Origin of the sequence: Rhizobium mongolense USDA 1844 (genome assembly GCF_000419765.1) — a bacterium.
Taxonomy (GTDB): Bacteria; Pseudomonadota; Alphaproteobacteria; order Rhizobiales; family Rhizobiaceae; genus Rhizobium; species Rhizobium mongolense.
Genome location: NZ_ATTQ01000001.1, coordinates 58,363 through 78,956 on the forward strand (window position 1 = coordinate 58,363; position 20,594 = coordinate 78,956).

General features: G+C 58.8%; 23 protein-coding genes, 1 pseudogene and 1 riboswitch. Of the genes and pseudogenes, 6 read left to right on the plus strand and 18 right to left on the minus strand.

Annotated elements, in window-relative coordinates; translation table 11 throughout:
• Window positions 1-3: 3 nt before the first annotated feature.
• From A3C3_RS46515 to ribB, 3 genes are all read left to right on the plus strand, one after another.
• Complete coding sequence (locus A3C3_RS46515) at window positions 4-282, plus strand: hypothetical protein (RefSeq protein ID WP_022712635.1); 279 nt, start codon at window positions 4-6, stop codon at window positions 280-282.
• 61 nt (window positions 283-343) lie between these two features.
• Complete coding sequence (locus A3C3_RS0100355; RefSeq protein ID WP_022712636.1) at window positions 344-1,126, plus strand: glucose 1-dehydrogenase; 783 nt, start codon at window positions 344-346, stop codon at window positions 1,124-1,126.
• 106 nt (window positions 1,127-1,232) lie between these two features.
• Window positions 1,233-1,377: riboswitch (FMN riboswitch) on the plus strand.
• 115 nt (window positions 1,378-1,492) lie between these two features.
• Entirely contained in the window at window positions 1,493-2,119 is a 627-nt protein-coding gene (gene ribB / locus A3C3_RS37355) for a 3,4-dihydroxy-2-butanone-4-phosphate synthase (protein ID WP_022712637.1), read from the plus strand.
• A gap of 156 nt (window positions 2,120-2,275) precedes the next feature.
• Here the strand turns inward: ribB and A3C3_RS37360 are convergent, their stop codons facing one another.
• The 7 genes from A3C3_RS37360 to A3C3_RS37370 all read right to left on the minus strand — a co-directional run bounded on the left by A3C3_RS37360 (window position 2,276) and on the right by A3C3_RS37370 (window position 7,358).
• Window positions 2,276-2,560 carry a hypothetical protein gene (locus A3C3_RS37360; RefSeq protein WP_022712638.1) on the minus strand — a complete coding sequence of 95 codons (285 nt, stop codon included), beginning with the start codon at window positions 2,558-2,560 and terminating at the stop codon, window positions 2,276-2,278.
• 127 nt (window positions 2,561-2,687) lie between these two features.
• Complete coding sequence (locus A3C3_RS0100370) at window positions 2,688-2,903, minus strand: hypothetical protein (RefSeq protein ID WP_022712640.1); 216 nt, start codon at window positions 2,901-2,903, stop codon at window positions 2,688-2,690.
• Between the two features lie 75 nt (window positions 2,904-2,978).
• Window positions 2,979-3,281: a hypothetical protein gene (locus tag A3C3_RS0100375; RefSeq protein WP_022712641.1), complete on the minus strand. Its 303-nt coding sequence runs from the start codon at window positions 3,279-3,281 to the stop codon at window positions 2,979-2,981.
• Between the two features lie 293 nt (window positions 3,282-3,574).
• Window positions 3,575-3,817: a hypothetical protein gene (locus A3C3_RS0100380; protein WP_022712642.1), complete on the minus strand. Its 243-nt coding sequence runs from the start codon at window positions 3,815-3,817 to the stop codon at window positions 3,575-3,577.
• 170 nt (window positions 3,818-3,987) lie between these two features.
• Complete coding sequence (locus tag A3C3_RS37365) at window positions 3,988-5,721, minus strand: sensor histidine kinase (protein WP_022712643.1); 1,734 nt, start codon at window positions 5,719-5,721, stop codon at window positions 3,988-3,990.
• 299 nt (window positions 5,722-6,020) lie between these two features.
• The gene (locus tag A3C3_RS0100390) at window positions 6,021-6,353 is read right to left on the minus strand and encodes a gamma-glutamylcyclotransferase family protein (protein ID WP_022712644.1); all 333 of its coding nucleotides are present in this window, start codon (window positions 6,351-6,353) and stop codon (window positions 6,021-6,023) included.
• 135 nt (window positions 6,354-6,488) lie between these two features.
• Window positions 6,489-7,358 carry a hypothetical protein gene (locus A3C3_RS37370; protein ID WP_022712645.1) on the minus strand — a complete coding sequence of 290 codons (870 nt, stop codon included), beginning with the start codon at window positions 7,356-7,358 and terminating at the stop codon, window positions 6,489-6,491.
• A gap of 342 nt (window positions 7,359-7,700) precedes the next feature.
• Here A3C3_RS37370 and A3C3_RS0100400 point away from each other — a divergent pair, with 342 nt between their 5' ends.
• Window positions 7,701-8,045, plus strand: a complete 345-nt coding sequence (locus tag A3C3_RS0100400) for a hypothetical protein (protein ID WP_022712646.1) — start codon at window positions 7,701-7,703, stop codon at window positions 8,043-8,045.
• Window positions 8,046-8,329: 284 nt separating this feature from the next.
• The gene (locus tag A3C3_RS0100405) at window positions 8,330-8,779 is read left to right on the plus strand and encodes a DoxX family protein (RefSeq protein WP_022712647.1); all 450 of its coding nucleotides are present in this window, start codon (window positions 8,330-8,332) and stop codon (window positions 8,777-8,779) included.
• A gap of 149 nt (window positions 8,780-8,928) precedes the next feature.
• Here the strand turns inward: A3C3_RS0100405 and A3C3_RS41010 are convergent.
• The 7 genes and pseudogenes from A3C3_RS41010 to A3C3_RS0100445 form a co-directional block, all read right to left on the minus strand.
• A pseudogene (locus A3C3_RS41010) lies at window positions 8,929-9,229 on the minus strand (DUF736 domain-containing protein).
• A gap of 490 nt (window positions 9,230-9,719) precedes the next feature.
• Window positions 9,720-9,965: a type II toxin-antitoxin system prevent-host-death family antitoxin gene (locus A3C3_RS0100420; RefSeq protein ID WP_022712648.1), complete on the minus strand. Its 246-nt coding sequence runs from the start codon at window positions 9,963-9,965 to the stop codon at window positions 9,720-9,722.
• Between the two features lie 398 nt (window positions 9,966-10,363).
• Window positions 10,364-11,089 (minus strand): ribonuclease activity regulator RraA, encoded by a 726-nt coding sequence (locus A3C3_RS0100425; protein ID WP_022712649.1) that lies wholly within the window; start codon window positions 11,087-11,089, stop codon window positions 10,364-10,366.
• A 21-nt stretch (window positions 11,090-11,110) separates the two neighbouring features.
• Window positions 11,111-12,847, minus strand: coding sequence for an L-arabinonate dehydratase (gene araD / locus A3C3_RS0100430; RefSeq protein WP_022712650.1), 1,737 nt, complete (start codon window positions 12,845-12,847; stop codon window positions 11,111-11,113).
• A gap of 55 nt (window positions 12,848-12,902) precedes the next feature.
• A complete protein-coding gene (locus A3C3_RS0100435; protein ID WP_022712651.1) occupies window positions 12,903-13,775 on the minus strand; it encodes an ABC transporter permease in 873 nt (290 codons plus the stop codon).
• A gap of 6 nt (window positions 13,776-13,781) precedes the next feature.
• Complete coding sequence (locus A3C3_RS0100440) at window positions 13,782-14,600, minus strand: ABC transporter ATP-binding protein (RefSeq protein WP_022712652.1); 819 nt, start codon at window positions 14,598-14,600, stop codon at window positions 13,782-13,784.
• Between the two features lie 76 nt (window positions 14,601-14,676).
• Window positions 14,677-15,681 carry an ABC transporter substrate-binding protein gene (locus tag A3C3_RS0100445; RefSeq protein ID WP_022712653.1) on the minus strand — a complete coding sequence of 335 codons (1,005 nt, stop codon included), beginning with the start codon at window positions 15,679-15,681 and terminating at the stop codon, window positions 14,677-14,679.
• 153 nt (window positions 15,682-15,834) lie between these two features.
• On the opposite strand from A3C3_RS0100445, the gene A3C3_RS0100450 reads away from it, so the two are divergent.
• Entirely contained in the window at window positions 15,835-16,530 is a 696-nt protein-coding gene (locus tag A3C3_RS0100450) for a GntR family transcriptional regulator (protein WP_022712654.1), read from the plus strand.
• Window positions 16,531-16,685: 155 nt separating this feature from the next.
• Here A3C3_RS0100450 and A3C3_RS0100455 read toward each other — a convergent pair whose 3' ends face one another.
• The 4 genes from A3C3_RS0100455 to A3C3_RS0100470 all read right to left on the minus strand — a co-directional run bounded on the left by A3C3_RS0100455 (window position 16,686) and on the right by A3C3_RS0100470 (window position 20,563).
• Window positions 16,686-17,762 carry an ABC transporter ATP-binding protein gene (locus A3C3_RS0100455; protein WP_022712655.1) on the minus strand — a complete coding sequence of 359 codons (1,077 nt, stop codon included), beginning with the start codon at window positions 17,760-17,762 and terminating at the stop codon, window positions 16,686-16,688.
• On the minus strand, window positions 17,759-18,559 hold the full coding sequence (locus A3C3_RS0100460) for an ABC transporter permease (protein ID WP_022712656.1): 801 nt from the start codon (window positions 18,557-18,559) through the stop codon (window positions 17,759-17,761). Before A3C3_RS0100460 ends, A3C3_RS0100455 begins: the two co-directional genes overlap by 4 nt.
• A 1-nt stretch (window position 18,560) precedes the next feature.
• Complete coding sequence (locus tag A3C3_RS0100465; RefSeq protein WP_022712657.1) at window positions 18,561-19,433, minus strand: ABC transporter permease; 873 nt, start codon at window positions 19,431-19,433, stop codon at window positions 18,561-18,563.
• Between the two features lie 119 nt (window positions 19,434-19,552).
• Window positions 19,553-20,563: a polyamine ABC transporter substrate-binding protein gene (locus A3C3_RS0100470; protein ID WP_022712658.1), complete on the minus strand. Its 1,011-nt coding sequence runs from the start codon at window positions 20,561-20,563 to the stop codon at window positions 19,553-19,555.
• Window positions 20,564-20,594: the final 31 nt, after the last annotated feature.

The window sequence follows — 20,594 nt, forward strand, 5'->3', positions numbered from 1 at the left end:
GCCATGCCAAAGCTGATTGCCGGCAGCTGGAAAATACACGGTCTCGCTTCCTCCCTGGCCGAGATCGAGGCGCTGAAGGGACTTACGAGCGAGGCGGCGTGCGACATCGTCGTCCGCTCGCCCTTCACGCCGATCGAAATCCCCGCGAAGCGCGATCGAAGGGTTCGACCGCGATTACCGTCGCCCGACACCGTCAACGAAAGGCGCCGGGCGCCTGCTGCAGACGGCCACTGCGGCTCACAAAGCCAAGATCATTTCTGCAGCCGCTTGAAGGCAGCATGACGCAACAGGAACGCTCTGCGGCCGACGACCGATATCGCCTGGCACGTGAAAGGAAGAGAGAATGAAACGCTTCGAAAACAAGACCGTCGTCATCACGGGAGCCAGCCGCGGGATCGGCGCAGCGATCGCCAAGCGGTTTGCGAAAGAAGGCGCCAATCTCGTGGTCTCAGCAAACGAAGAGTCGGTCCATGCAGTCGCCGAGCAAATCAAAACCGATGCCGGCAATGCTATCTCCTTCGTCGGAGACGTCACCGACAAAGCCAGCGTGAAGGCTCTCTATGACGCAGCGGAGAAAGCTTTCGGCACTGTCGACGTGTCTATCCAGAACGCCGGCGTCATCACCATCGCCCGCATCGAAGACATGACAGAAGGCGAGTGGGACAGGGTCATGGCCGTCAACACCAAGGGCGTCTTCTTGTGCGCGCAGGAAGCAATTCTGCGCATGCGCAGGCTGGGACGCGGCGGCCGCATCATCAACACCGCCTCCGGCCAAGCGCGCGACGGGTTCATCTACACACCACACTACGCCGCTTCAAAAATGGGCGTCGTCGGGATCACCCAGAGCCTTGCCAAGGAAGTCGCGACCGAAAAAATCACCGTGAATGCCTTCTGCCCCGGTATCATCGAAACGGACATGTGGGCCTATAACGATCAGGCCTGGGGCAAACTCCTCGGCAACTACGGCCCCGGAGAACTCATGAAAGAATGGGTCGAAGGGATTCCCATGAAGCGGGCAGGATCTGGCGAGGATGTCGCCGGTCTCGTCACCTTCCTTGCCAGCGACGATGCTGCCTACATCACCGGCCAGACGATCAACGTCGATGGCGGTCTGATCATGTCGTAGCTTCATTCGACAATGAGGAACGGTGCGTTCACCGCGAAAAACAGATTCTCGATGGGCCGGCAGCCGGCAGCCTCTTGCAGAATACGGCATCGATCCTCTATGTTACATGCGTTCTCAGGGCGGGGTGCAATTCCCCACCGGCGGTATCGAGGCAACTCGGAGCCCGCGAGCGCCTTCGTGGAAGCGGAGGGTCAGCAGATCCGGTGAGATGCCGGAGCCGACGGTTACAGTCCGGATGGAAGAGAGCAATGCAGCGGACGCCGCCTCAAGCGCGGCGTTTCCTATGCTTGTTCGCCCAAGGGAAAATGGTGGCTTTGACAGGCCATGCACGCCGCTCACAACGGCTAACCCTTGAAAGGCAAGAAAATGGCAATTTCCAAAATCGACGATGCGGTCGCCGCTATTGCGCGGGGCGAGATCGTCGTCGTTGTCGATGACCGTGACCGGGAAAACGAAGGCGATCTCGTGATCGCGTCGCAGGCCGTCACTCCGCAAGCGATCGCGTTCATGATGAACCATGCCCGTGGCCTTATCTGCGTTGCGATGGAAGGCGACAGGCTCGACGAGCTCGATATTCCATTGATGGTTCCACGCAACACCGAGGTGCTGAAGACTGCCTTCACCGTCTCCGTAGACTACATTCCCGAAACGACGACTGGGATATCGGCCGCCGACAGGGCTGCCACCGTTCAAGCACTCGTCAGAACAGGCTCTCGCCCCGAGGATTTTGCCCGGCCAGGTCATATCTTTCCGCTTCGAGCCCACCCGAACGGCGTTCTTTCCCGCCCTGGCCACACCGAAGCAGCGGTTGATCTCGCCAAGCTTGCCGGTCTGTCCCCGTCCGGCGTGATTTGCGAGGTGGCCAACGACGATGGCACGATGGCACGCCTTCCCGAACTCGAACGGTTTTCTGAACGACATGGCCTCCATCTGATCACCATCGAAGACTTGATCGCTTACAGGGCGGCGAGTGTTCCCGTTAAGGCAGCCTGAAATCCGGTTGCCGTCTTCTTTTAGGTTTGAGCGGTCTTCCTCACATAGCCGCTCGAATCTGGTCCAGCGCTCGCGACCTTCCGATGAACGATACGAGCGTATCGCGCATCGAAAGGCGGGCGAAGGCGTGGTTGCGGCCCGCACAGTCGAGAGATCTTACATAGATTGTGTGCTTCGCCATTCGACGACATCCGCGCTTTGAACCCAGATGGTTTCCTCTTCGCCGGCGCGGCCATGCTCCAATTTATATGTGGCGACCTCGCCGAAGGTGTCGGCATATGCCAGCAGGCGCTCCAGCGACGCGTCGGGCGGCGACGCTACTCGTTCCAAAGCCTCGCGCGTCACGATCACGAGCCAGTTCGACGCAATGTCGGTCATTGGGATATGGCCGTTCTCATTGGTGACGAACGGCGGCATGTTCGGGCGCATTTTAAGCGACATTGATTTTCCTCGGTCGAACGACGGAATGTCTCCGGTGCGGCTCAACGGTCCTTCGCAGCTTCCTTGTGCCAGTGATTGGCGCAAAGATCGCGCTGGCGATCAGCACCGGCATCATCAAAGTTGGATTTCACGAGCGCAGGCCTCGGAGCAATGCGGGGTCCTGCTTAAAGCCGTCGATCTCATTCTGGGCCTTAAAGTACGCCTCTCTCCAAAGCCGGTAGCGAACCGGTTCCGTTTGGGGATCATACGGATTGTCACCCAGCAACTTTCCAGTTTTTGGCGCTAACGCGCCCATGTTTTCAGCTTGCCAGTCGTCCAGTTCCCTTCTGCTGCCTTCAAACATCGTCTACTTCCTCGTCTTTCAAAGCGTTCGCCAGTTCTGCCGCCGCATGATCGAGCCTCGCCTTTGAGCAGGGCGTTAATGAACAATAGAACGGAGCTCCGTCGGAAGACCTTGGATCGCGAAGCGATGAAGCGGTGAACCTGCAAAAGCCCTCTCCATTTTCCGAGACTTCCCGAATTGCCGATCAAGTTCATTGGCGAGGTCGGTGGGATCCGTCATTCCCTGTTGAAAGAGGCGGATCATCAGCTTGGCTGCTGCATTGAAAGGTCGAGGCGGGTCGATAAGAATATCGTCTGTATAGCCAGCATCACTCAGCACCTGCTGCAGCATGCCGAGGTCTTGGCTCGTCAGATATTTCGTAGAAAATTCGGAAGACATAAGGTCCTCCTTTCGGTCGGGGCAAGGGCATGGCGGCCCTCAAACAGCAGCGCCCGTGATGATGACTGCTGGAGGCGGGAACCATGCGCTGCCACCGGAGGCAAAGCAAATGAAATCTTTCGAAGATGCTAAAATACGCCCGACTGGCAAGCGCCCGCATTGCCGGATCAGCCGCAATGAACCCGCGACGTAGATATCGGGCAGAGCACCTTGATCGAGATCCGCTAGCTACGACAGAACTCGACAATTCCCACTCACGTCATTTCGGTGCCGAGGCAGCAGCCGACGAGGCGCTAGTGAACCGCCGACGAAGACCGCGCGTTCACGCGTGTTGCCACCTCTCCTATGTGGGTGCCGATGAGCAGTGTCGCGATGTCGTCGGAAGTACGATAACCGTCATGAAAGAATGCAAGGGCAGAAGCACATAGGAAATCCGTTGTCTTCTCATCAGGAGCGACCTGATAATAGTGGTACCATTCACCGACAGCTCGCGAGAGCACGGCAAAATCGGGTTCCCGCACCAGTCTTTGCAGCATGATTGATCTCCCATTCCTGAGACTAAATGCTAGGTCGGGCGGAATTTTCTTCAACGGAAGAAGGTGCTCCTTATTCGGAGCGAATGACCTGGACTTCAGGCGAGCCTGCAAACAGCCTGTATGCGGACGGGGTTCAGTGCCTTTGACGGTTCGTCGAGCAGCCGCCTTTCTCAACTGTGGCCCGCTTTGCGCGGATTTTCGATTGCGCCATCCTCGCTTTGTGCGCGGGCGACCTGGAAAGACGTCGCCGGATGATCATCCGTCGGATCTTCCGGCAGAAAAAATGCCAGTTCAAATATCAGGCCGCTGGTCCCATATGTGAAAAGGCTTTTTGCCTGATATTTTGCCGGGAAGGCCTTTTCGATCAGCACCGAGCCGAACCCTCTGGCGTTGGGCCGAGTGACCTCGGGCCCCCCTGATTCCTGCCAGGTCAGCAGAACCCGCCGGTCCTTGAGGGTCCAGTTAACGACAATCCGGCCCTCGTCGGTGCTGAGTGCGCCGTATTTCATCGCGTTCGTCCCGAGCTCGTGCACGACAAGCGACAGGGCCAGCGTGAGTTCCGCCGGTAGAGAAACCTGTGGACCTATTACTTCCATTCGGCTGGAATCGACCTCATGGTGGGGGCGCAGCGACTTTCGGATCGTCTCGGACATATCCGCCGAATGGGCCTCTCTTGTGAGAATGAGGTCGTAGGCTCCTGCCAGTGCCGTTAGCCTTTCGGAGAACACGGCATAACGCGAAGGATCGCTCTTCGCAAAACTCTGTCGGGCGATCGCCTGCACCAAAGCGTAGCCGTTCTTGACTCTATGGGCCATCTCCCGCGACAGCAGGTCTCTTTCGTCCTCTGCCTCCTTCGCTTGCCGGTGCCGGGTGTCCAGTTCGTCAAGGAGACTGTCCAGTGTGGCACCCACAGCACCAAGTTCATCTTTCGCCGGATTCATTCCCGTGCGCACGTCGGTCCTGCCGGCGCGCCAGTCTCCCATCACGCGAGCGATGTGGTGGATCGGTCTCACGATAAACCGGTTGCCTATGAGAACGGCGGCCAGAAAGGCGAGCAGTGCGCCGCCGATGATGGACAGCGCGTTGACTTCCGTCGCTCGGTTGATCGGTGCGAATGCCTCCTCCTTCGAGATGCTGGCGCCGATGTAGAGCGGATTGTTTGGATGCTTGATCGGGCGATATCCAAGGATCCGTTTGATTCCGTCCTGTCCTGCAACCTCGATGATACCTGGAAAATCCGCATAGATCAGGTGTTGAAAGGCAGCAGGTATGGCGGTTCCGACAAAGCGCTCGGGATATGGCACGCGTGCCAGTATCGTCCCCTTGCTGTCCGCGATCGTTATGGCGTTGCCACCCTCTACGCCGCGTTCGGCGATCCTGTCCTGCAGCCATTCCAAGCGCAGGCCCGTCACCAGCACACGTTGGGCGACCCCCTCCTTCATCAGCGGCATCGCTACTGGAAGGACTGCACCCTTCGACATCCGGCTGTCGGTGTAGGTGCCGACCACAAACCGGCCTGACGCCAGGGCTTGCCTGAAGTAGTCCCGATCCGCGAACCGGACGCCACTCGGCGGCTCGACGCTGCCGCAGACAGGATGGCCCGCCAAGTCGGTCACAAAAATCGTGCGAATATTGGACACGCTCGAGGCGACCGACCGAAGGGCCCGATCGCAAGCCGCCGCGTCGAGATCCTGGATCGCGGGCATTGAGGCAACGGCGACAAGAAGGCCATGCAGCCCTTCGATGATCCGTTCGACTTCGGAAGCCGCCAGCCGCGCGGCCTGCGCAGCGTTGCCCCTGATTTCCTCGTTGCGCTGAAGGCGTGTCTCTACTTCGTTATAAACGAGCATCGCGACAACTGGCGCTAGCGCCGCAACCGCGACTGCAACGAGCTTCAGTCTCATTCTTCCGCCCTTTGGATCGTATGGATCCGTTCCCCAACCGGGTTTCGATAGCATGACTATTCAGGCCTGACTATCCATGTGTATCATTCCTACACTGGATCGCCGTCCATGCCAGAACGTGGCTAGAGGCCCTGAATGAGACGCCCGTAGTTTAGGAAACGAAGATGGGAAGCCGCTCATGAACACAATCGTTCATCAGCGTCGCCACGCCAATGCGAACCGACTGCTGGAGAAAAGGGCTTAGACGGCACTCGAAGCTGCAGTGCATGAGAGGCGCACTCTCGCACCAGCCAATGCGCCTAGGGCGCGAGCACGTAAATAAAGGCATCTAGTTGCCCGTCCGGCGTACTAATCTTCGCCCGTTCACGGCGATACCCCGGCCCTTCGAACGCGTCGAGCCGTTCCCAGTGATCCGGGAGATCCAGCGACTCGAATAAAAGCACGTCCACTGCCGCACCACCTTCATCGAGCAGCAAGCCTGGAAAACCAAGGGCAGCTCCCCATCCGGCATCCACGAGAGTCCCTCGAACCGTCCCCTTGCGCCAGGTTCCTTCAAGGCCGGCGAGCTGGCCATGGTTCACCCGGCCAGGGGCGAGCGATCCGTAGGTTGCAAGCCGTTGTTCGATGGTCATCGTGTCATCCTGTCCAATAGGTCTGTGAGCACACACCTGGTTCTCTCGTGATGGGTGACACAGGCAGACCTTCGCGTCGCGCATCAAACTCGAACTTAAGGCGCCCCTTATGCCGATGTATATGAATGCACTCAATTACTTTCGTCTGCGCCGTTCCCGGGAGCGCGCCAGCCGGCGAGCAGGCCTCAACTCATCGATGCTCGGGAGCCACCATTCTCGCCTCCGGTTTTCTGAAACGGGATTGGCGGGCCATGTGCTGATCAGTTCGTCAAGCGTCGGCGTTCGCCACAGTCCCCAGACGTGGTCTTCCGTCGCACCCGGATAGAAATCCGCAACGGTATCTGGCTCGACGAGTTCGCCGGTGATCTCAGTGAAGACGATGACACCGTACTGTTCGGTCGCCACCGGCCGGTGCAACGGAGGCAGGTCGTTGCGCGCCAGCGGATAGCGCCGACGCTTCCTCTCGGCCGAGCGAAGCCGGGCGCGCTTGTCGTCCTCGGTTCCCTTTCGCTCTTCAGCCCTGCGCTTTCGTTCTTCGGGCTCGTTCCGCCGAGCCGCCGCCTCGATCGTCGGCCATCGCCGCCTTAGGTTGTCGAACGACCGGAAGGGCACATGCCAGACCCTAAGATCGCTGTCCCAATGGGCCCAGGGAACGTCGCGCAACTCATTGACGACAGTCCGGGAAAACGGCGTCCGGACCCTTAGGCCCGCCTCCCCGACCTCCAGATAAGGACTTTCGATCGGATCGAACTGGAAGGCGTCGCGTCCCTTCTCGTCGGCATAGGCTTCGACCTGCGTTGCCTCACGCGCCCGCCAGCGGGCGATCCGGCGACCGGCAGTTTTCCCGGGAACGAACCATGCCTTGAGGTCATCGCTCCACCGCGCTTGGGGAAAAGCCGCGCGAAAACGCTCGACCGTCAGTCGGTCGTAGGGGAATGAGGTGGTTTCCCCGATCTTCTCTTTGAAGGCGCCTTCGCGCGTCTGGTGCTCTCGACGGTTCGACATGCTGAGTTCGACTTTCCTCGAGAAACGCTCTGATGCGCCGCGCAGTTCGGTCAGCTGCGATCAGATTTATCTCCAACGCTCGACACGCATGCTGTGAATCGCAGGTCAATCATCGGTGTCAGTGGATTTCCTCATGTCAGAAGGATCGGTTGGGTGCGGGCAGCGTTGCTACATGTCACCGAGGCTTTTGCTCCTCTCTTGACGATGACAAGTAGAGGGCCTAGACGGCGGCACCGCGCTGAGATGCAGGCGGACTGGGAGAGGCCCGGCTTGACGAGGAGCCGGGTCTTTTGCCGCAGGGCGGAGCAAAGATTCCCTTAGAAGAACTGGAGAGAGGCACTTATGCGCTATATTTTTAAATCGGCTATGATCGGTCTTGCCGCACTCAGTTGCGTTACGATCAGCCATTCCTTTGCAGGCGCGCAGGAACTGGAAGTGCGGGTAGGTCCAGGTGGAGTTGGCATTTACGATCGCGACCGCGATCGGGACCGGTATTACGATCGCCGCTACAGGCCGGCTCGGCGGGCATGCGACCCGGACGATGCACTTGACAGTGCGCGCGATGCAGGTCTCCGTCGAGCTCGTATCGTTCGTGTCTCGCCACGCAGCGTCGTGGTCCAAGGCTTTACGCGCCGTGGTCCCGCACGCATCGTATTTGCCAACGTGCGCGGATGCCCCGAGATCTAAAATCTGTTTCCTGGAGCTTGAGTAAGAGCCTTCAAAGGCCCGCCACTTTCATCGGTGGCGGGCTATCTGTTTCCGAAACTCTTCGGGCGGGACCCAGTGGTCAAGGACGAAGCTCGCAACACGGCATATGCAGCGTCTGCCCGCTCCGCAGCCCCGCATTCGCTATTGTGACGTCAAAATCACGTCATTGTTAACTCAAACGATCATATTTTACCTTGTCGGACTTGGCTCTTGAATCGGTTCACGGCAGATGTGTTGCATCGCAATGAACGGAAAGGTCACCCATGACAGATTTTGCCGATAGCCGACCCCGCCCGATGGTGCCGGCACTTCAGAGAATTTACATGCCATTTAACACCATCGCTGAAACGGCTCTGCGTGTCATCGCCGGCGGACTGCTGGTGACCCATGGCTACGGCAAGATCCTGAATCCCTTCGGAGCTGTCGGCATGGTGGAAGGTCTCGGCTTCTATCCCGGTTTATTCTGGTCGCCGTTGCTGGCGGCAACCGAATTCTTCGGGGGCATTTTGATCGCAATCGGGCTGTTCACGCGGCCAGCCGCTTTCGCTGCAATGATTGTACTCCTCGTCACTGTCTATTTCCATGGCGTGGTGCGAGGCGAAGGCTTTGGTGGCGCCGAGAAATCGATCCTCTGGACTGCCATTTTCTTGTTCTTCGCGGTTCGGGGATCGAATTCGCAGTCTGTAGATGCCAAACTTGGCAAGCAGATCTGAATCCGAAGTCTAGCCACCTGGGGAAGCGGGCACGGCATCGCCGTTGCCCCTTTGTACCACCATCGCAACCCCGCACGCAGATGAAACGAGGGCGGCGAAAGGACCATGCTCAGCGCCTGCCCGCTTCCAAACGGGGCTCCTCCTTTCCGTCAGCGGCGCATCCAGATGAGCTGCAGGCCTTCCTGGCCTTGAACCTCGGTCAGAGTGGCGTAGATCGGAGTTGGGCGCTCGGATCGTCGAGCTTGACTGAATGTGATCGCGTTCGGTTTCGCGGGCCTGTTTCTGCCAGCCGGCACCGAACCCGACATTGCCGGCCAGCATCCGGAAGTCGGGAGCGTCTTCAAAGGTGCATTCGACACGGACGATATTCGCTTTGACGTTGAGGGTGAGGGTGAGGGTCTTGATGGTGCCGACACAGCCGTTGGTCGATGTTGCCGGGGTCGCGCCCATCGCGGCCTCACGATGGCTGTCGATAAAACCGGGGACGATCGGCGCGTCCGCAGGGCTGCAATGAAGTGGAGGACGGCCATGGGCCCTCTGAGGCGGGCGTCGGGCATCAGGTACGCCTGATACCAGCGAGCCTTCGGGCTGCAGCCGCATTTTTGACGGTCAGCGCGATTTTCTTGAGGAAGGCAGGACTGAAACTGCCCAGAGGCGTCGTTGACTCGAAGTTGCCATGTCGAGTTCAACCCTGTTGTACTCGTCGAGAATGATCCAGCACGGGAAATCCAGCCCTGCGCGACGGCATTCCATTTGGCTGATCGCAAGAGATAGCCGCTCCGTGTCGGGCAGTTGCGATGTGACGGGAAACATAAATACAGCTCCCGGCACCGCCGCGGTGCGAACGACAACGCAAACGGGCCTTGCCTTGCGGCCGGACTCTTCACCTGCGGTCGCCTGGCGTCTCCACAGGTAGAAAAAGCGGACGATCTGCCCAGGTTCAAGCATTATCGCCCTCGATAATATCCTCAAGACCGGTCATAAGTTCACGGTGGATGTCTTCGGGAGCATCCATCAGGTCGTATGCAACGATATGGGAACGACCGATGAGCTTGCGGTATTGTTCCGCGGTCAGAATGACGAGCTTGTCCTTGCCGCGCTTTGTCAAGGTGACGGGTTCGATCAAAGCCGCTTCAAGGATTTCACCCGAAGCGCGGTTCATGTCTGAGAAGGTGAATTGCTTCATTGCCAAGTCTCCGTACCGAATTACCTATAATACGTATTCTATGCGATTTACGCAATTCGGATGGCGATCAGCGCCAATCCCGGCGGTCAAAGGCAGCGAGGCGGCCGACCTCCTCGCTGCCGACGACGATTAATTTCGGCCGATGCGCGACACGACGGCGTGAACCGGACCCCTGCTCCCTCCGCGTCTAGGAACGATCGAAGCGGTCGGCCTTTTTGGAACGGCGGAGCGTCCAGCTTCGTCCCGTTCTGGCTCGAAAGCGGCCAGGGCGTTTGGCAATAGCTCGCGGCTATTCCCCAACGGCCGGAGCCTGCGTCGGAATGATGGCCGCGAGCTCGTTTCCGGATCTCCTGACCTCAACTGAGCTTTCGGGTTCGGGGAATGCGGCTTACTCGGGCTCAGCGCCCGGTTCTTTTACGCCATTGAGCATAGTCGTTTTGCGCTTTGTCCGTCGTTGGCGGATAAAGGCCGATCACGGCAGCGCCGTCTTGGACCTGTTCGAGAACAAAATCCTCGAAGCTTTCCATGCCGACGCATTCCTCGGCGATCTCATCGGCCAAATGCGCTGGAATGATCATGACGCCGTCACCATCGCCGACGAGCACGTCCCCGGGGAAAACGGGGGCGTCACCGCAGCAAATCGGCACGTTGATGTCGAGCGCTTCGTGGAGGGTTAGATTGGTCGGCGCCGACGGGCGCTGATGGTAAGCAGGCATATCCAACCTGCCGATGCCTTCGGCGTCGCGAAACCCTCCGTCAGATACGACGCCGGCGCAACCGCGCATCGCAAGCCTTGTAACGAGGATAGAGCCTGCCGATGCGGCCCGCGCATCTTTCCTGCTGTCCATGACAAGCACCCAACCAGGCGGGCAGGTTTCGACCGCGACACGCTGCGGGTGGTCCGCGTTGCGGAACACAGTGATGGGATTGCGATCCTCGCGCGCCGGAATGTAGCGAAGGGTGAAGGCCTGTCCGACCATGTTTTTGCCCTTCCAGGCGACCGGGTGGACATTCTGGATGAACTGGTTGCGCAGGCCGCGCTTGTAGAGCGCAGTGGCAACGGAGGCGGTCGACGCCTTCATCAATTTTGCGCGGGTTTCGTCGGAAAGAGCGTAGTCCGTCATTATCATCTCCGGCTGGAAAGATCAGTTGATCGCTGGTTCATCGACCTGAGGGCCGAATTCCGTCTTCAGGAAGTCGAAATCGCAGCCCTTGTCGGCCTGTTCGATATGCTTGGAGAATAGGAAGCCATAGCCGCGGCCGTAGCGTGGAGCCGGCGGCTTCCAGGACTGTCGGCGAAGCGCGAGTTCTTCGTCCGGCACGAGCATGTTCAAGCTGCGGTTGGGGATATCGAGCTCGACGACGTCGCCAGTCTTCAAAAGCGCCAGCGGGCCACCGACATAGGCTTCCGGCGCCACATGCAGCACGCAGGCGCCGAACGAAGTGCCGGACATGCGCGCATCCGACAGTCGTACCATGTCCCGCAGGCCGAGCTTCAACAGCGCCTTGGGCATGGGAATCATTCCCCACTCAGGCATTCCCGGTCCGCCCTGGGGGCCGGCGTTGCGCAAGACGAGAACGGTCTCCGGCGTCATCGGATAGTCGGGATCGTCGATGATCGTTTTCAGCTCGGCGTAGCTCTCAGCCACGAGAGCCGGACCTTTATGCCGGTGGAATTTCGGGTCGCAGGCGGCGGGCTTGATCACCGCGCCGTCGGGACTGAGATTGCCCTTGAGGACGGCAAGCGATCCCTCGTGATAAACCGGGTTCGACAGCGGCCGGATGACGTCGTCGTTCCAGACCTTTACCAAGTCTAGGCCCTCGGTAAGCGGCTTGCCGGTGATGGTGATCGCCGATGAATTGAGCTTGTCGCCCAGTTGCTTCATCAGCGCCCGGAGACCACCGGCGTAGTAGAAATCCTCCATGAGGTACGTCGCACCCGATGGCCGGATATTGGCAATAACGGGCGTTTCGCGTCCGATGCGGTCGAGATCATCCAGTTCCAGCGGGATCCCGGCGCGGCGCGCCATGGCAATCAAATGAATAATGGCATTCGTGGAACAGCCGGTCGCCATCGCCACGGTCACGGCATTCTCCACCGCTGCCGCCGTAACGATCATGTCGGGCGTCAGGTCCTCCCAGACCATATCGACAATGCGCCGGCCGCATTGCGTGGACATGCGCTGATGACCTGCATCGGCAGCGGGGATGGAGGAAGCGCCGGGAAGTGTCAGTCCCATAGCCTCGGCGATCGCCGTCATTGTCGATGCAGTTCCCATGGTCATGCAGTGGCCATAGGAACGGGCAATGCCCCCTTCGATCCCTTGCCATTCTTCCTTGGTAATCGTGCCGGCGCGGCGTTCGTCCCAGAACTTGAATCCGTCGGTACCGGAACCCAGATGCCTGCCCGCCCAGTTGCCGCGCAGCATCGGTCCGGCAGGCAGGTAGATAAAGGGAAGACCCATGCTGAGCGCGCCCATCACCAGGCCCGGAGTGGTCTTGTCGCAACCGCCCATGAGAACCGCGCCGTCGATGGGATGGGAGCGCAGCAATTCCTCGCTCTCCATCGCCAGCATATTGCGGTAGAGCATGGTCGTTGGCTTGACGAAATTTTCAGACAGTGACAGCGCTGGAAGCTCCATCGGGAAGCCTCCCGCCTGCAGCACGCCGCGCTTGACCCATTCCACTCTGTCCTTGAAGTGCATGTGGCAGGGCTGCGCATCCGACCAGGTGTTGAGAATGGCGATGATCGGGCGGCCCTCCCAGTCGGCGGGGTCATAGCCCATCTGCATGGTGCGCGATCTGTGACCGAAGGATCGTTGATCATCGGGGACCATCCAGCGGGCGGAGCGCAGCTGCTCGTAAGTTTTGCGTTTTTTCATGGCATTGTCCGAGAAGGCTGATGAACGGAGGCGAATACAAACAAGGAAACAGTCTTCATTCCTTCATGCCCCATTTCTGGATAGTGTGGCGTTCAATCGTCTGGAAAACCAGATTTTCGACCACCAGACCGATGACGATGACGGTCAGCAGTCCGGCAAAAACGGCCGGGATATCGAGAAGGTTGCGGTTTTCGAAGATGAACCAGCCAAGGCCGCCCTGCCCGGACGAGACGCCGAAGACGAGTTCGGCGGCAATCAGTGTGCGCCAGGCGAAGGCCCAGCCAATCTTAAGACCGGTAAGGATCGAGGGAAACGCAGCCGGGATGAGAATGCGAACGACGTAGGAGAAGCCGGACAGGCCGTAATTGGCCCCGACCATGCGCAGAGTGCGGGAGACGCCGAGAAAGCCGGAATGGGTGTTCAGCGCCACGGCCCAGAGCACGGAATGCACGAGCACGAAGACGAGGCTTGAGGCACCCAGGCCGAACCAGATGAGCGCCAGCGGCAGAAGTGAAATGGCCGGAAGCGGGTTGAACATGGCGGTCATCGTCTCGAGGAAGTCCGTGCCGATGCGCGTGTTGATCGCCAGCACGGTCAGGATGGCCGCCAGGATCGTTCCCGCCGCATATCCCATCAAAAGGATCTTCAAGGTGGTCCAGATGCGCGCCGGCAGCGTGCCATCCGCGAAGCGATCAACGAGCGTCACCAGCGTGTCGGTGAGGGTCGGAAATAGAAGCGGATTGTCCAGATAAGTGGCGTAGACCTGCCACAGGAGCGCAAGCACGGTAATCAGCAGGGCCTTTCGAACAGCGCCGATACCCCAGATGAGTTCAACTGGCCCTAGCTTCTGCTCGATCGCGGCGATGTTGGCATAGGCCGAGCGCGCGTTGGCGCTTTCTTCGGCCAGCAGGATCTGTGGTGCGCTCATGATGGCTTACTCCCGATGGCCTGGTTCAGAGAACAGAAGATCGTGGATATCCCGCTCGAGTGCAGCTGCGGTCCCGTCCTCGTTCGAGGCTTTGTCGACATCCACGACTTCCGCTTTGACGCGCCCCGGGTGGGGTGACAGAAGCAGAATACGGTTGGAGATCTTGATCGCTTCAGCGATCGAATGAGTGACGAAGATGACGGTAAACTTCGTATCATCCCAAAGCTGAAGCAGTTCGTCCTGCATCTGGCGGCGCGTCAGCGCGTCGAGCGCCGCGAAAGGTTCATCCATCAAAAGGATGTCGGGTTGCATCGCCATGCCGCGCGCAATGGCGACACGCTGCTTCATCCCGCCAGATAGGGTATGGGGAAAACTGTCGACGGCGCGCGTCAGCTTTACCTTGTCGATATAGGCGCGGGCGATTTCCTCCGCTTCCTTTGGCAGCAGCTTGCGGGCAACCAGCAGCGGAAACATCACGTTTTCCAAAACGGTCTTCCAGGGCATCAGCTGATCGAATTCCTGAAACACCATCATGCGGTCCGGACCCGGTTTCGTCACCGTCCGGCCGTTGATGCGGATGGAACCGCTGACGGGCTTCATGTATCCGCCTACGGCTTTCAGCAGCGTCGACTTACCGCAGCCCGATGGACCTAGAAGCACGAACCGGTCTGATTTCCTGACGCTGAAGGAGACTTGTTCGGTGGCGGTGACCAGGAGGTTCGGCGTCTTGTAGCGCAGCGTAACTTTCTCGACACTCAAGAGTGGTTCAGCCGCTTGCGCAATAGCCTGATGCGCCGGTGAAACAGCTGCTGCGGACTGGAACATTGACGACGTCCTCACATGAAAAGGGGGCGGGCTTATCCGGCAAAAAGCTGCCTGCCTTCTGCCGGATAGATGCTGCTCAGTTGCCGTTGAGGTCGGCGGATTCAGGCAAGTAGTAGTCGGTCCATGCTTTTGGCTGCATCTTCAGCGTCCCGATCTTGTTCAAATGCGTTGCGAACTTCATCGTCCCCTGCGGCTCGGTCCGGTAGTCGTCGATGAAACCCGGCTCGTTCATGATCGCCATGAGATCGTCGATCGACGTCTTGTCTCCGGTGATGGTCTTGTAGGCTTCGAGGGCGCCCTTTGGATCGTTCTTGATGTAGGCCACTGCTTGCTTGGTTGCCTCACGCACGGCCTTGATGATGACGGGATTGCTTTCAGCAAACCCGGTCGTCGTGAAGAACGTCGCCTGAGTGAGGGAACCTCCGATGATTTCGCGCGAGTCCGTGACGCGATGCACGCCCTTCTGTTTTAGCTCGATGTACTGGAAGGGCGGTGCTGAGAAATGGTTCTTGACTTCGTGATTGGGATTGGCGATGGCCGCGACCGCGTCCGGATGGCCAAGCTGTACGGTATTGCTGTCGAGCTTGCGGACCTGGTCTTCGCCATACTTTGCGGCGGCGGCCATCTGCAGCAGAATCGCCTGCGTCGAGACGCCGACGGTCGGAACGGCGATCTTGTCGCTCGGGCCGATATCATCGAGTGATTTGATCTTGGGATCATTGGAGACCATGATGACCGGCTGCGCGGAACTCGGAATGATGCCTTTTACGCGGCCCTTTGTACGATCCCAAAGCAGAAGAAGATTACCCGACCCCGTGTTGACGATGTCGACATTGCCTGCGAGCAATGCATCGGTCTGCGCTCCACCGCCGCTGAAGGTTCGCCATTCGATCGTGAGGCCGTCCAGCCCCTCCTTCGCAGCCTGTTTCTCAATGAGCTTTTGCGTTTCCATGACGTGGCTCGCAAGATACAGAATCCCCGGCTGCCGTGTAATGGAGATCGCGGTCTTTTCCTGAGCCGAAGCCGGAAGCGTGGTCGCGAAAAGAGCTGCGATCGCGGCAGCACCCAAAAGTCTCAACATCCTATCCTCCCACTGTAAGTTCCCAAACGTACGAAACGTGCCTCCCAGCACCGGCAGAGTGAAACACTAAAATATCAGTTGGTCAACTATGTTAATATATTAGTTTGAGATCAGGACTCTTACCGGCTATAATGCGCGTCAAAGTGAGGTTTCATGGACGCTCTGAACGATCTTTCCCCGACAATTGCGCTCAAACGCACCTCGACATCGCGCCAGCTCTACGACGTGCTGCGCGGTCGCATCATCTCGCTCGATCTGCCCCCGGGCATGCATCTGTCGCGCAGCGAGATCGCCTTGGCCTACCGCGTCAGCCAGACACCGGTGCGTGACGCTCTGCAAATGCTAGAGGCGGAGGGCCTCGTTGTGGTTTATCCGCAGTCCCGCACGGAAGTCACGCGCATCGATTTGCGCCAGGCGCGCGAGACGCAGTTCCTGCGGCTCTCTCTTGAATTGGAAGTCATTCGGTCTCTGACGGAAACCCAGCCCGAAACCGTCATCAAACAAGCCGATCGTCTGGTGGCCCTTCAAGAAACGGCGCTCAACGTGGATCATGACCTAGAACGCTTCGCGCTTCTCGATCGCCAGTTCCACCAAACCATGTTCGAAGGTGCGGGCGTTGCAGATCTCTGGGTGCTGGTCCAGTCGCGATCCGGGCATATTGATCGGCTTCGTAAGCTCAACTTGATGGATCCCGGCAAAGCCGGCACGATCTTGTGCTCCCACCGGGAAATAATGGACAATGTGCGAGATGGAGACGTCCCGCGGGCACAGGAAGCCGTACGCCGCCACCTTACAGGCACGCTTGCCACCGTCGAGACAATTCGCGAGGCACATAGTCACTTCTTTTGAGAGGTAGCCCTTCCTGTGGAGGAAATGTTGGTCTGGGCCCTGAAGGGTCAGACCGATACAGGCTCAGATTGCTTGATACCAAAAGATCAGTGTCGAACGACGCGTCCAGACTTCTCTTTAGAGAGCGAACGATCGTCGGGCTTCATGTCCGAACCTCAACAGAACACGTGCGCGGCACCGGGGTCGAATTCAAGCCGAACCCGGTCCCCAGGGCTCAGGCCGGCGATTGCCTCGTGCCCAAAAGGCAGTCGCACCGACAGGGCTTCACCGGCGGTCGTAGCCGTTGCCACATGGATATTATTGCCGAGGAAGGTGATGGCCCTGACTGTTGCACTGAGACCGTTGCCGCCATCATGACGCGATAGCCGGATGCGTTCCGGCCTCAGCATGAGAGTCCCTTTCCCGTTGGAAACCGCCTTGCCATGGACCGGGATCCGGTCAAAAACGGCCGCGCCGCCCAGTGAGATCGTCGCCTTTCCTTCTGCACTTGACAACAGGTCGCAGGAAATGAAGTCGCTGTCGCCGATGAATTCAGCGACAAAACGCGTACGCGGGTTGGCGTAGAGTTGCGGCCCAGTGCCAATTTGATCGATGATGCCGTTCGAGAATACCGCAATGCGATCGGACAGCCGCAGCGCTTCTTCCTGGTCATGGGTCACGTACAGGATCGTCACTTCAGTTTGCTGGTGGATCCGGCGTATCTCATGCTGAATTTCCTCCCGCAGCTTCTTGTCCAGCGCCGAGAGCGGCTCGTCCATCAGAAGAACCGGAGGATCGTAGGCAAGCGCCCTGGCGAGGGCGACGCGTTGCTGCTGGCCGCCCGACATCTGCACGGGCTTGCGATCCTCGTATCCTTCAAGTCTAACGAGACGCAGCATCTCCTTCACCTTGCTGTCGACCTCGGCCTTGGACTTGCGCCTGACTTTCAGTGGAAAGGCAATGTTTTCGCCAACGGTCAGATGCGGAAACAACGTGTAGCGCTGAAAGACCATTCCGATGTTGCGCTTGTGCGAAGGGGTTTCCAGCAGGGTCTTGCCGTCAAGCGTGATGTCGCCTTTTGTCGGAGTTTCAAACCCCGCGAGGATGTAAAGCGTCGTGCTTTTTCCCGACCCCGACGGTCCGAGGAAGGTCAGAAACTCACCGCGCTGAACATGCAGGTTGACATCGTGAACCGCGACAACAGGGCCGTACTCCTTGCGGATGCCTTTGATCTGAAGGAAAGCGTCATTCATGATTTCAATACCTTGCGTGCGAGAGCGACAAGCGCCATCAAGAGGATCGTCAAGAGGATGAGAAGCGTCGAGGCGGCAGCCACGACCGGCGTAAGATCCTGCCTGAGCGTGGCCCATACTTTTACCGGCAGGGTCTGCAGCGTTGGGCTTGCCATGAAGATCGCCACAACCACCTCGTCCCAGGATGTCAGGAACGAAAAGACAGCGGCGGAAAATATCCCGTGGCTGATTGCAGGCAGCGTTACGCGGATCCTCGCCTCAAGCGGCGAGGCGCCGCAAAGTATCGCCGCGTCCTCGATGGACTTATCGAAACCTTCAAGCGCGCTGGAAATGGACAGAATGGAGAACGGAAGAGCAAGGACGAGATGCGAAATCACGAAGCCCGCCAAGGTTCCACCGAGGCCCACCCTTAGAAAGAAGGCGTAGAGTGAGACGGCAAGAACGACGACGGGAAGGATCATCGGCGTCAGGAAAAGCGCCTTCAGCGCGTCACGGAACAGGAACGTTCCCCGAACCAACCCGAACGACGTTACAAGGCCGAGCAGAACGGAAAGCACGGTGACGATCGATGCAATCTTAAAGCTCGTCCAGGCCGCTTCCAGCCATCGGGGATCGGCCAGAAGTTCCCGATACCATTGCAGCGTCCAGCCAGGAGGCGGAAAGATCAGCCACTGCGAGGATCCAAAGGAAAGGGCCGCGATAAAGAAAATCGGCAGCAGCAAGAATGCAGCCGCCAGGATGGTGATCGTCAAAAGCGCGTATTTCCACCAGCCGAGACGATCGAAGTTAAGCAGCATGTCAGCGCCCTCCGGTGTTCTGGCTGCCAAAGAAACGCAGCTGAACGACATAGAGCGAAAGCGTTACAACGAGGAGTACCAGGGCAGCCGCTCCCCCCATGCCCCAATTGACCAGGGACTGGACGAACTGGGCAATCAGCTCGGCCAGCATCATGTTCGCCGTACCGCCGAGAAGCGAGGGGGTAACGAAATAGCCAAGCGACATGACGAAGACCATGAGGGCACCGGCAGCCATGCCCGGCACGGCCAGCGGCAGGAGAACGCGCGTGAGACATTGCCCCCGGCTGGCACCGCAAAGGGCAGCCGCCTGCAGGATTGCCGGGTCGATCTTCTTGATCACGCCGTAGAGCGGCAGGATGATGAAGGGCAACATGATATAGGTCATGCCGATCGTCACACCTGTCAGATTGTTGACGAGCGGCAACGGTTGATTGATGAGCCCCATGCCCATCAGCATCTTGTTGATGAGACCAGTCCGTTGCAAAAGCACCATCCAGGCATAGGTGCGCGCCAGCAGATTTGTCCACATCGAGAGCAGCAGGATCGCAAAAATCACCGATGCCAGCCTTCCAGGCATGATTGCCAGCGCCCAGGCAACGGGAAAGCCGATCGAGAGCGAAATAGTGGTCACCAACCCTGATACGATGAAGGTATTGGCGAAAATCTTGAGATAGGTTGCAGATCCAAGCAGCTCAGCGTAGTTGCCGAACCCGGGAGCCGGTTCCAATACACTTCGCAGCAACAGTGCCGCCACCGGCACGATGAAGAAGATGGCCACGAAGGTAAGAGCCGGGACGATCCCGCTGAAACCTGTTGGCCTGAGCGCTCTTGGCACCGGCGCACTCACGCTTGAAGCATCACTATAGGTCGACATGACAGTCCTTCCTGCCCGAACGTTCCGACAAGCGCCGCAGATCCTCGGGGCCGACCGAGCACGCTGCGCTTTGAGCACGGCGGGCATGGGGCCACCGTGCATTGCGCTGCATTTTCAACCTATTTTGCCTGCCATGCATACCACCGCTCGCCGATGGCATCCCGGTTTTCTGCCCAATAGCTCATGTCCGCATTGACTTGGCTGGCCGTTTGCTGATCCGGCAGTGTCTTGGCCGTCTCGGCATCCATCAACTTGGCCGATTCCAGATTGATCGGCGCGTATCCAGTGGCTTTTGCAAGCGCTGCCTGTGGTTCTGCCGAGGTTGCCAATGCGATGAATTTCATGGCCGCCTCAAGATTCGGAGCGCCTTTCGGAACGACAAGCGAATCCGCGGCGGTAATATTCTGCTCCCAGGAGGTCTCGGCGTTAACGCCGCTTTTAGCGAGGGCTGTCATGCGGCCGTTCCAGAGGCTTCCGAACGGTGCTTCGGCGGATGCCAGCAGCTGCTGCGACTGGGCGCCGCCGGACCACCAGATAATCTCCGACTTGATCGTATCGAGCTTCTTGAATGCTCGATCGAGGTCAAGCGGATAGAGCTTGTCGGCGGCAACACCGTCAGCCAGGAGCGCCGCCTCAATCACACCAGGCGCCGACCATTTATAGAAGGTGCGCTTGCCTGGAAATTTTGCCGTGTCGAACAGATCGGCCCAGGTCTTCGGGCAAGCAGCAACCGCATCCGCATTGCAGCCGATCACAAAGGAATAGTAGAAGCTGCCGACGGAATAATCCGTTACGAAACGCGGATCGAGCTTGGACTTGTCGATGACGGAGAAATCCAGCTTCTCAAGCAGTCCGTTCTTGCCTGCCTGCGCGGCATAGTCACCTTCGACATCGACGACGTCCCAGGTTACCTGGTTCGCCTCGACCATGGCCTTCAGCTTGCCGTAATCAGTGGGGCCATCTTGCACCACTTGCAGTCCGGTCTTTTCCGTATATGAGTTCGCCCAGGCTGCCTTTTGCGCGTCCTGCGTCGTCCCTCCCCAGCTTGAGAAGACGAGCGTTTCGGCTTTTGCAGGAATGGCTACTGCCATGATTGCCGCCAAGGCCGTGAATGCAATTGTGTGTTTCATGTTCCCTTTTCCTTGTTTTGGAGTGTCTAAT

Bases quoted from the DNA above. Each gene is read 5' to 3' on its own strand.
- A3C3_RS46515 (WP_022712635.1), top strand. From the start codon at position 4: ATGCCAAAGCTGATTGCCGGCAGCTGGAAAATACACGGTCTCGCTTCC.
- A3C3_RS0100355 (WP_022712636.1), top strand. From the start codon at position 344: ATGAAACGCTTCGAAAACAAGACCGTCGTCATCACGGGAGCCAGCCGC.
- ribB (WP_022712637.1), top strand. From the start codon at position 1,493: ATGGCAATTTCCAAAATCGACGATGCGGTCGCCGCTATTGCGCGGGGC.
- A3C3_RS37360 (WP_022712638.1), bottom strand. From the start codon at position 2,560: ATGTCGCTTAAAATGCGCCCGAACATGCCGCCGTTCGTCACCAATGAG.
- A3C3_RS0100370 (WP_022712640.1), bottom strand. From the start codon at position 2,903: ATGTTTGAAGGCAGCAGAAGGGAACTGGACGACTGGCAAGCTGAAAAC.
- A3C3_RS0100375 (WP_022712641.1), bottom strand. From the start codon at position 3,281: ATGTCTTCCGAATTTTCTACGAAATATCTGACGAGCCAAGACCTCGGC.
- A3C3_RS0100380 (WP_022712642.1), bottom strand. From the start codon at position 3,817: ATGCTGCAAAGACTGGTGCGGGAACCCGATTTTGCCGTGCTCTCGCGA.
- A3C3_RS37365 (WP_022712643.1), bottom strand. From the start codon at position 5,721: ATGAGACTGAAGCTCGTTGCAGTCGCGGTTGCGGCGCTAGCGCCAGTT.
- A3C3_RS0100390 (WP_022712644.1), bottom strand. From the start codon at position 6,353: ATGACCATCGAACAACGGCTTGCAACCTACGGATCGCTCGCCCCTGGC.
- A3C3_RS37370 (WP_022712645.1), bottom strand. From the start codon at position 7,358: ATGTCGAACCGTCGAGAGCACCAGACGCGCGAAGGCGCCTTCAAAGAG.
- A3C3_RS0100400 (WP_022712646.1), top strand. From the start codon at position 7,701: ATGCGCTATATTTTTAAATCGGCTATGATCGGTCTTGCCGCACTCAGT.
- A3C3_RS0100405 (WP_022712647.1), top strand. From the start codon at position 8,330: ATGACAGATTTTGCCGATAGCCGACCCCGCCCGATGGTGCCGGCACTT.
- A3C3_RS0100420 (WP_022712648.1), bottom strand. From the start codon at position 9,965: ATGAAGCAATTCACCTTCTCAGACATGAACCGCGCTTCGGGTGAAATC.
- A3C3_RS0100425 (WP_022712649.1), bottom strand. From the start codon at position 11,089: ATGACGGACTACGCTCTTTCCGACGAAACCCGCGCAAAATTGATGAAG.
- araD (WP_022712650.1), bottom strand. From the start codon at position 12,847: ATGAAAAAACGCAAAACTTACGAGCAGCTGCGCTCCGCCCGCTGGATG.
- A3C3_RS0100435 (WP_022712651.1), bottom strand. From the start codon at position 13,775: ATGAGCGCACCACAGATCCTGCTGGCCGAAGAAAGCGCCAACGCGCGC.
- A3C3_RS0100440 (WP_022712652.1), bottom strand. From the start codon at position 14,600: ATGTTCCAGTCCGCAGCAGCTGTTTCACCGGCGCATCAGGCTATTGCG.
- A3C3_RS0100445 (WP_022712653.1), bottom strand. From the start codon at position 15,681: ATGTTGAGACTTTTGGGTGCTGCCGCGATCGCAGCTCTTTTCGCGACC.
- A3C3_RS0100450 (WP_022712654.1), top strand. From the start codon at position 15,835: ATGGACGCTCTGAACGATCTTTCCCCGACAATTGCGCTCAAACGCACC.
- A3C3_RS0100455 (WP_022712655.1), bottom strand. From the start codon at position 17,762: ATGAATGACGCTTTCCTTCAGATCAAAGGCATCCGCAAGGAGTACGGC.
- A3C3_RS0100460 (WP_022712656.1), bottom strand. From the start codon at position 18,559: ATGCTGCTTAACTTCGATCGTCTCGGCTGGTGGAAATACGCGCTTTTG.
- A3C3_RS0100465 (WP_022712657.1), bottom strand. From the start codon at position 19,433: ATGTCGACCTATAGTGATGCTTCAAGCGTGAGTGCGCCGGTGCCAAGA.
- A3C3_RS0100470 (WP_022712658.1), bottom strand. From the start codon at position 20,563: ATGAAACACACAATTGCATTCACGGCCTTGGCGGCAATCATGGCAGTA.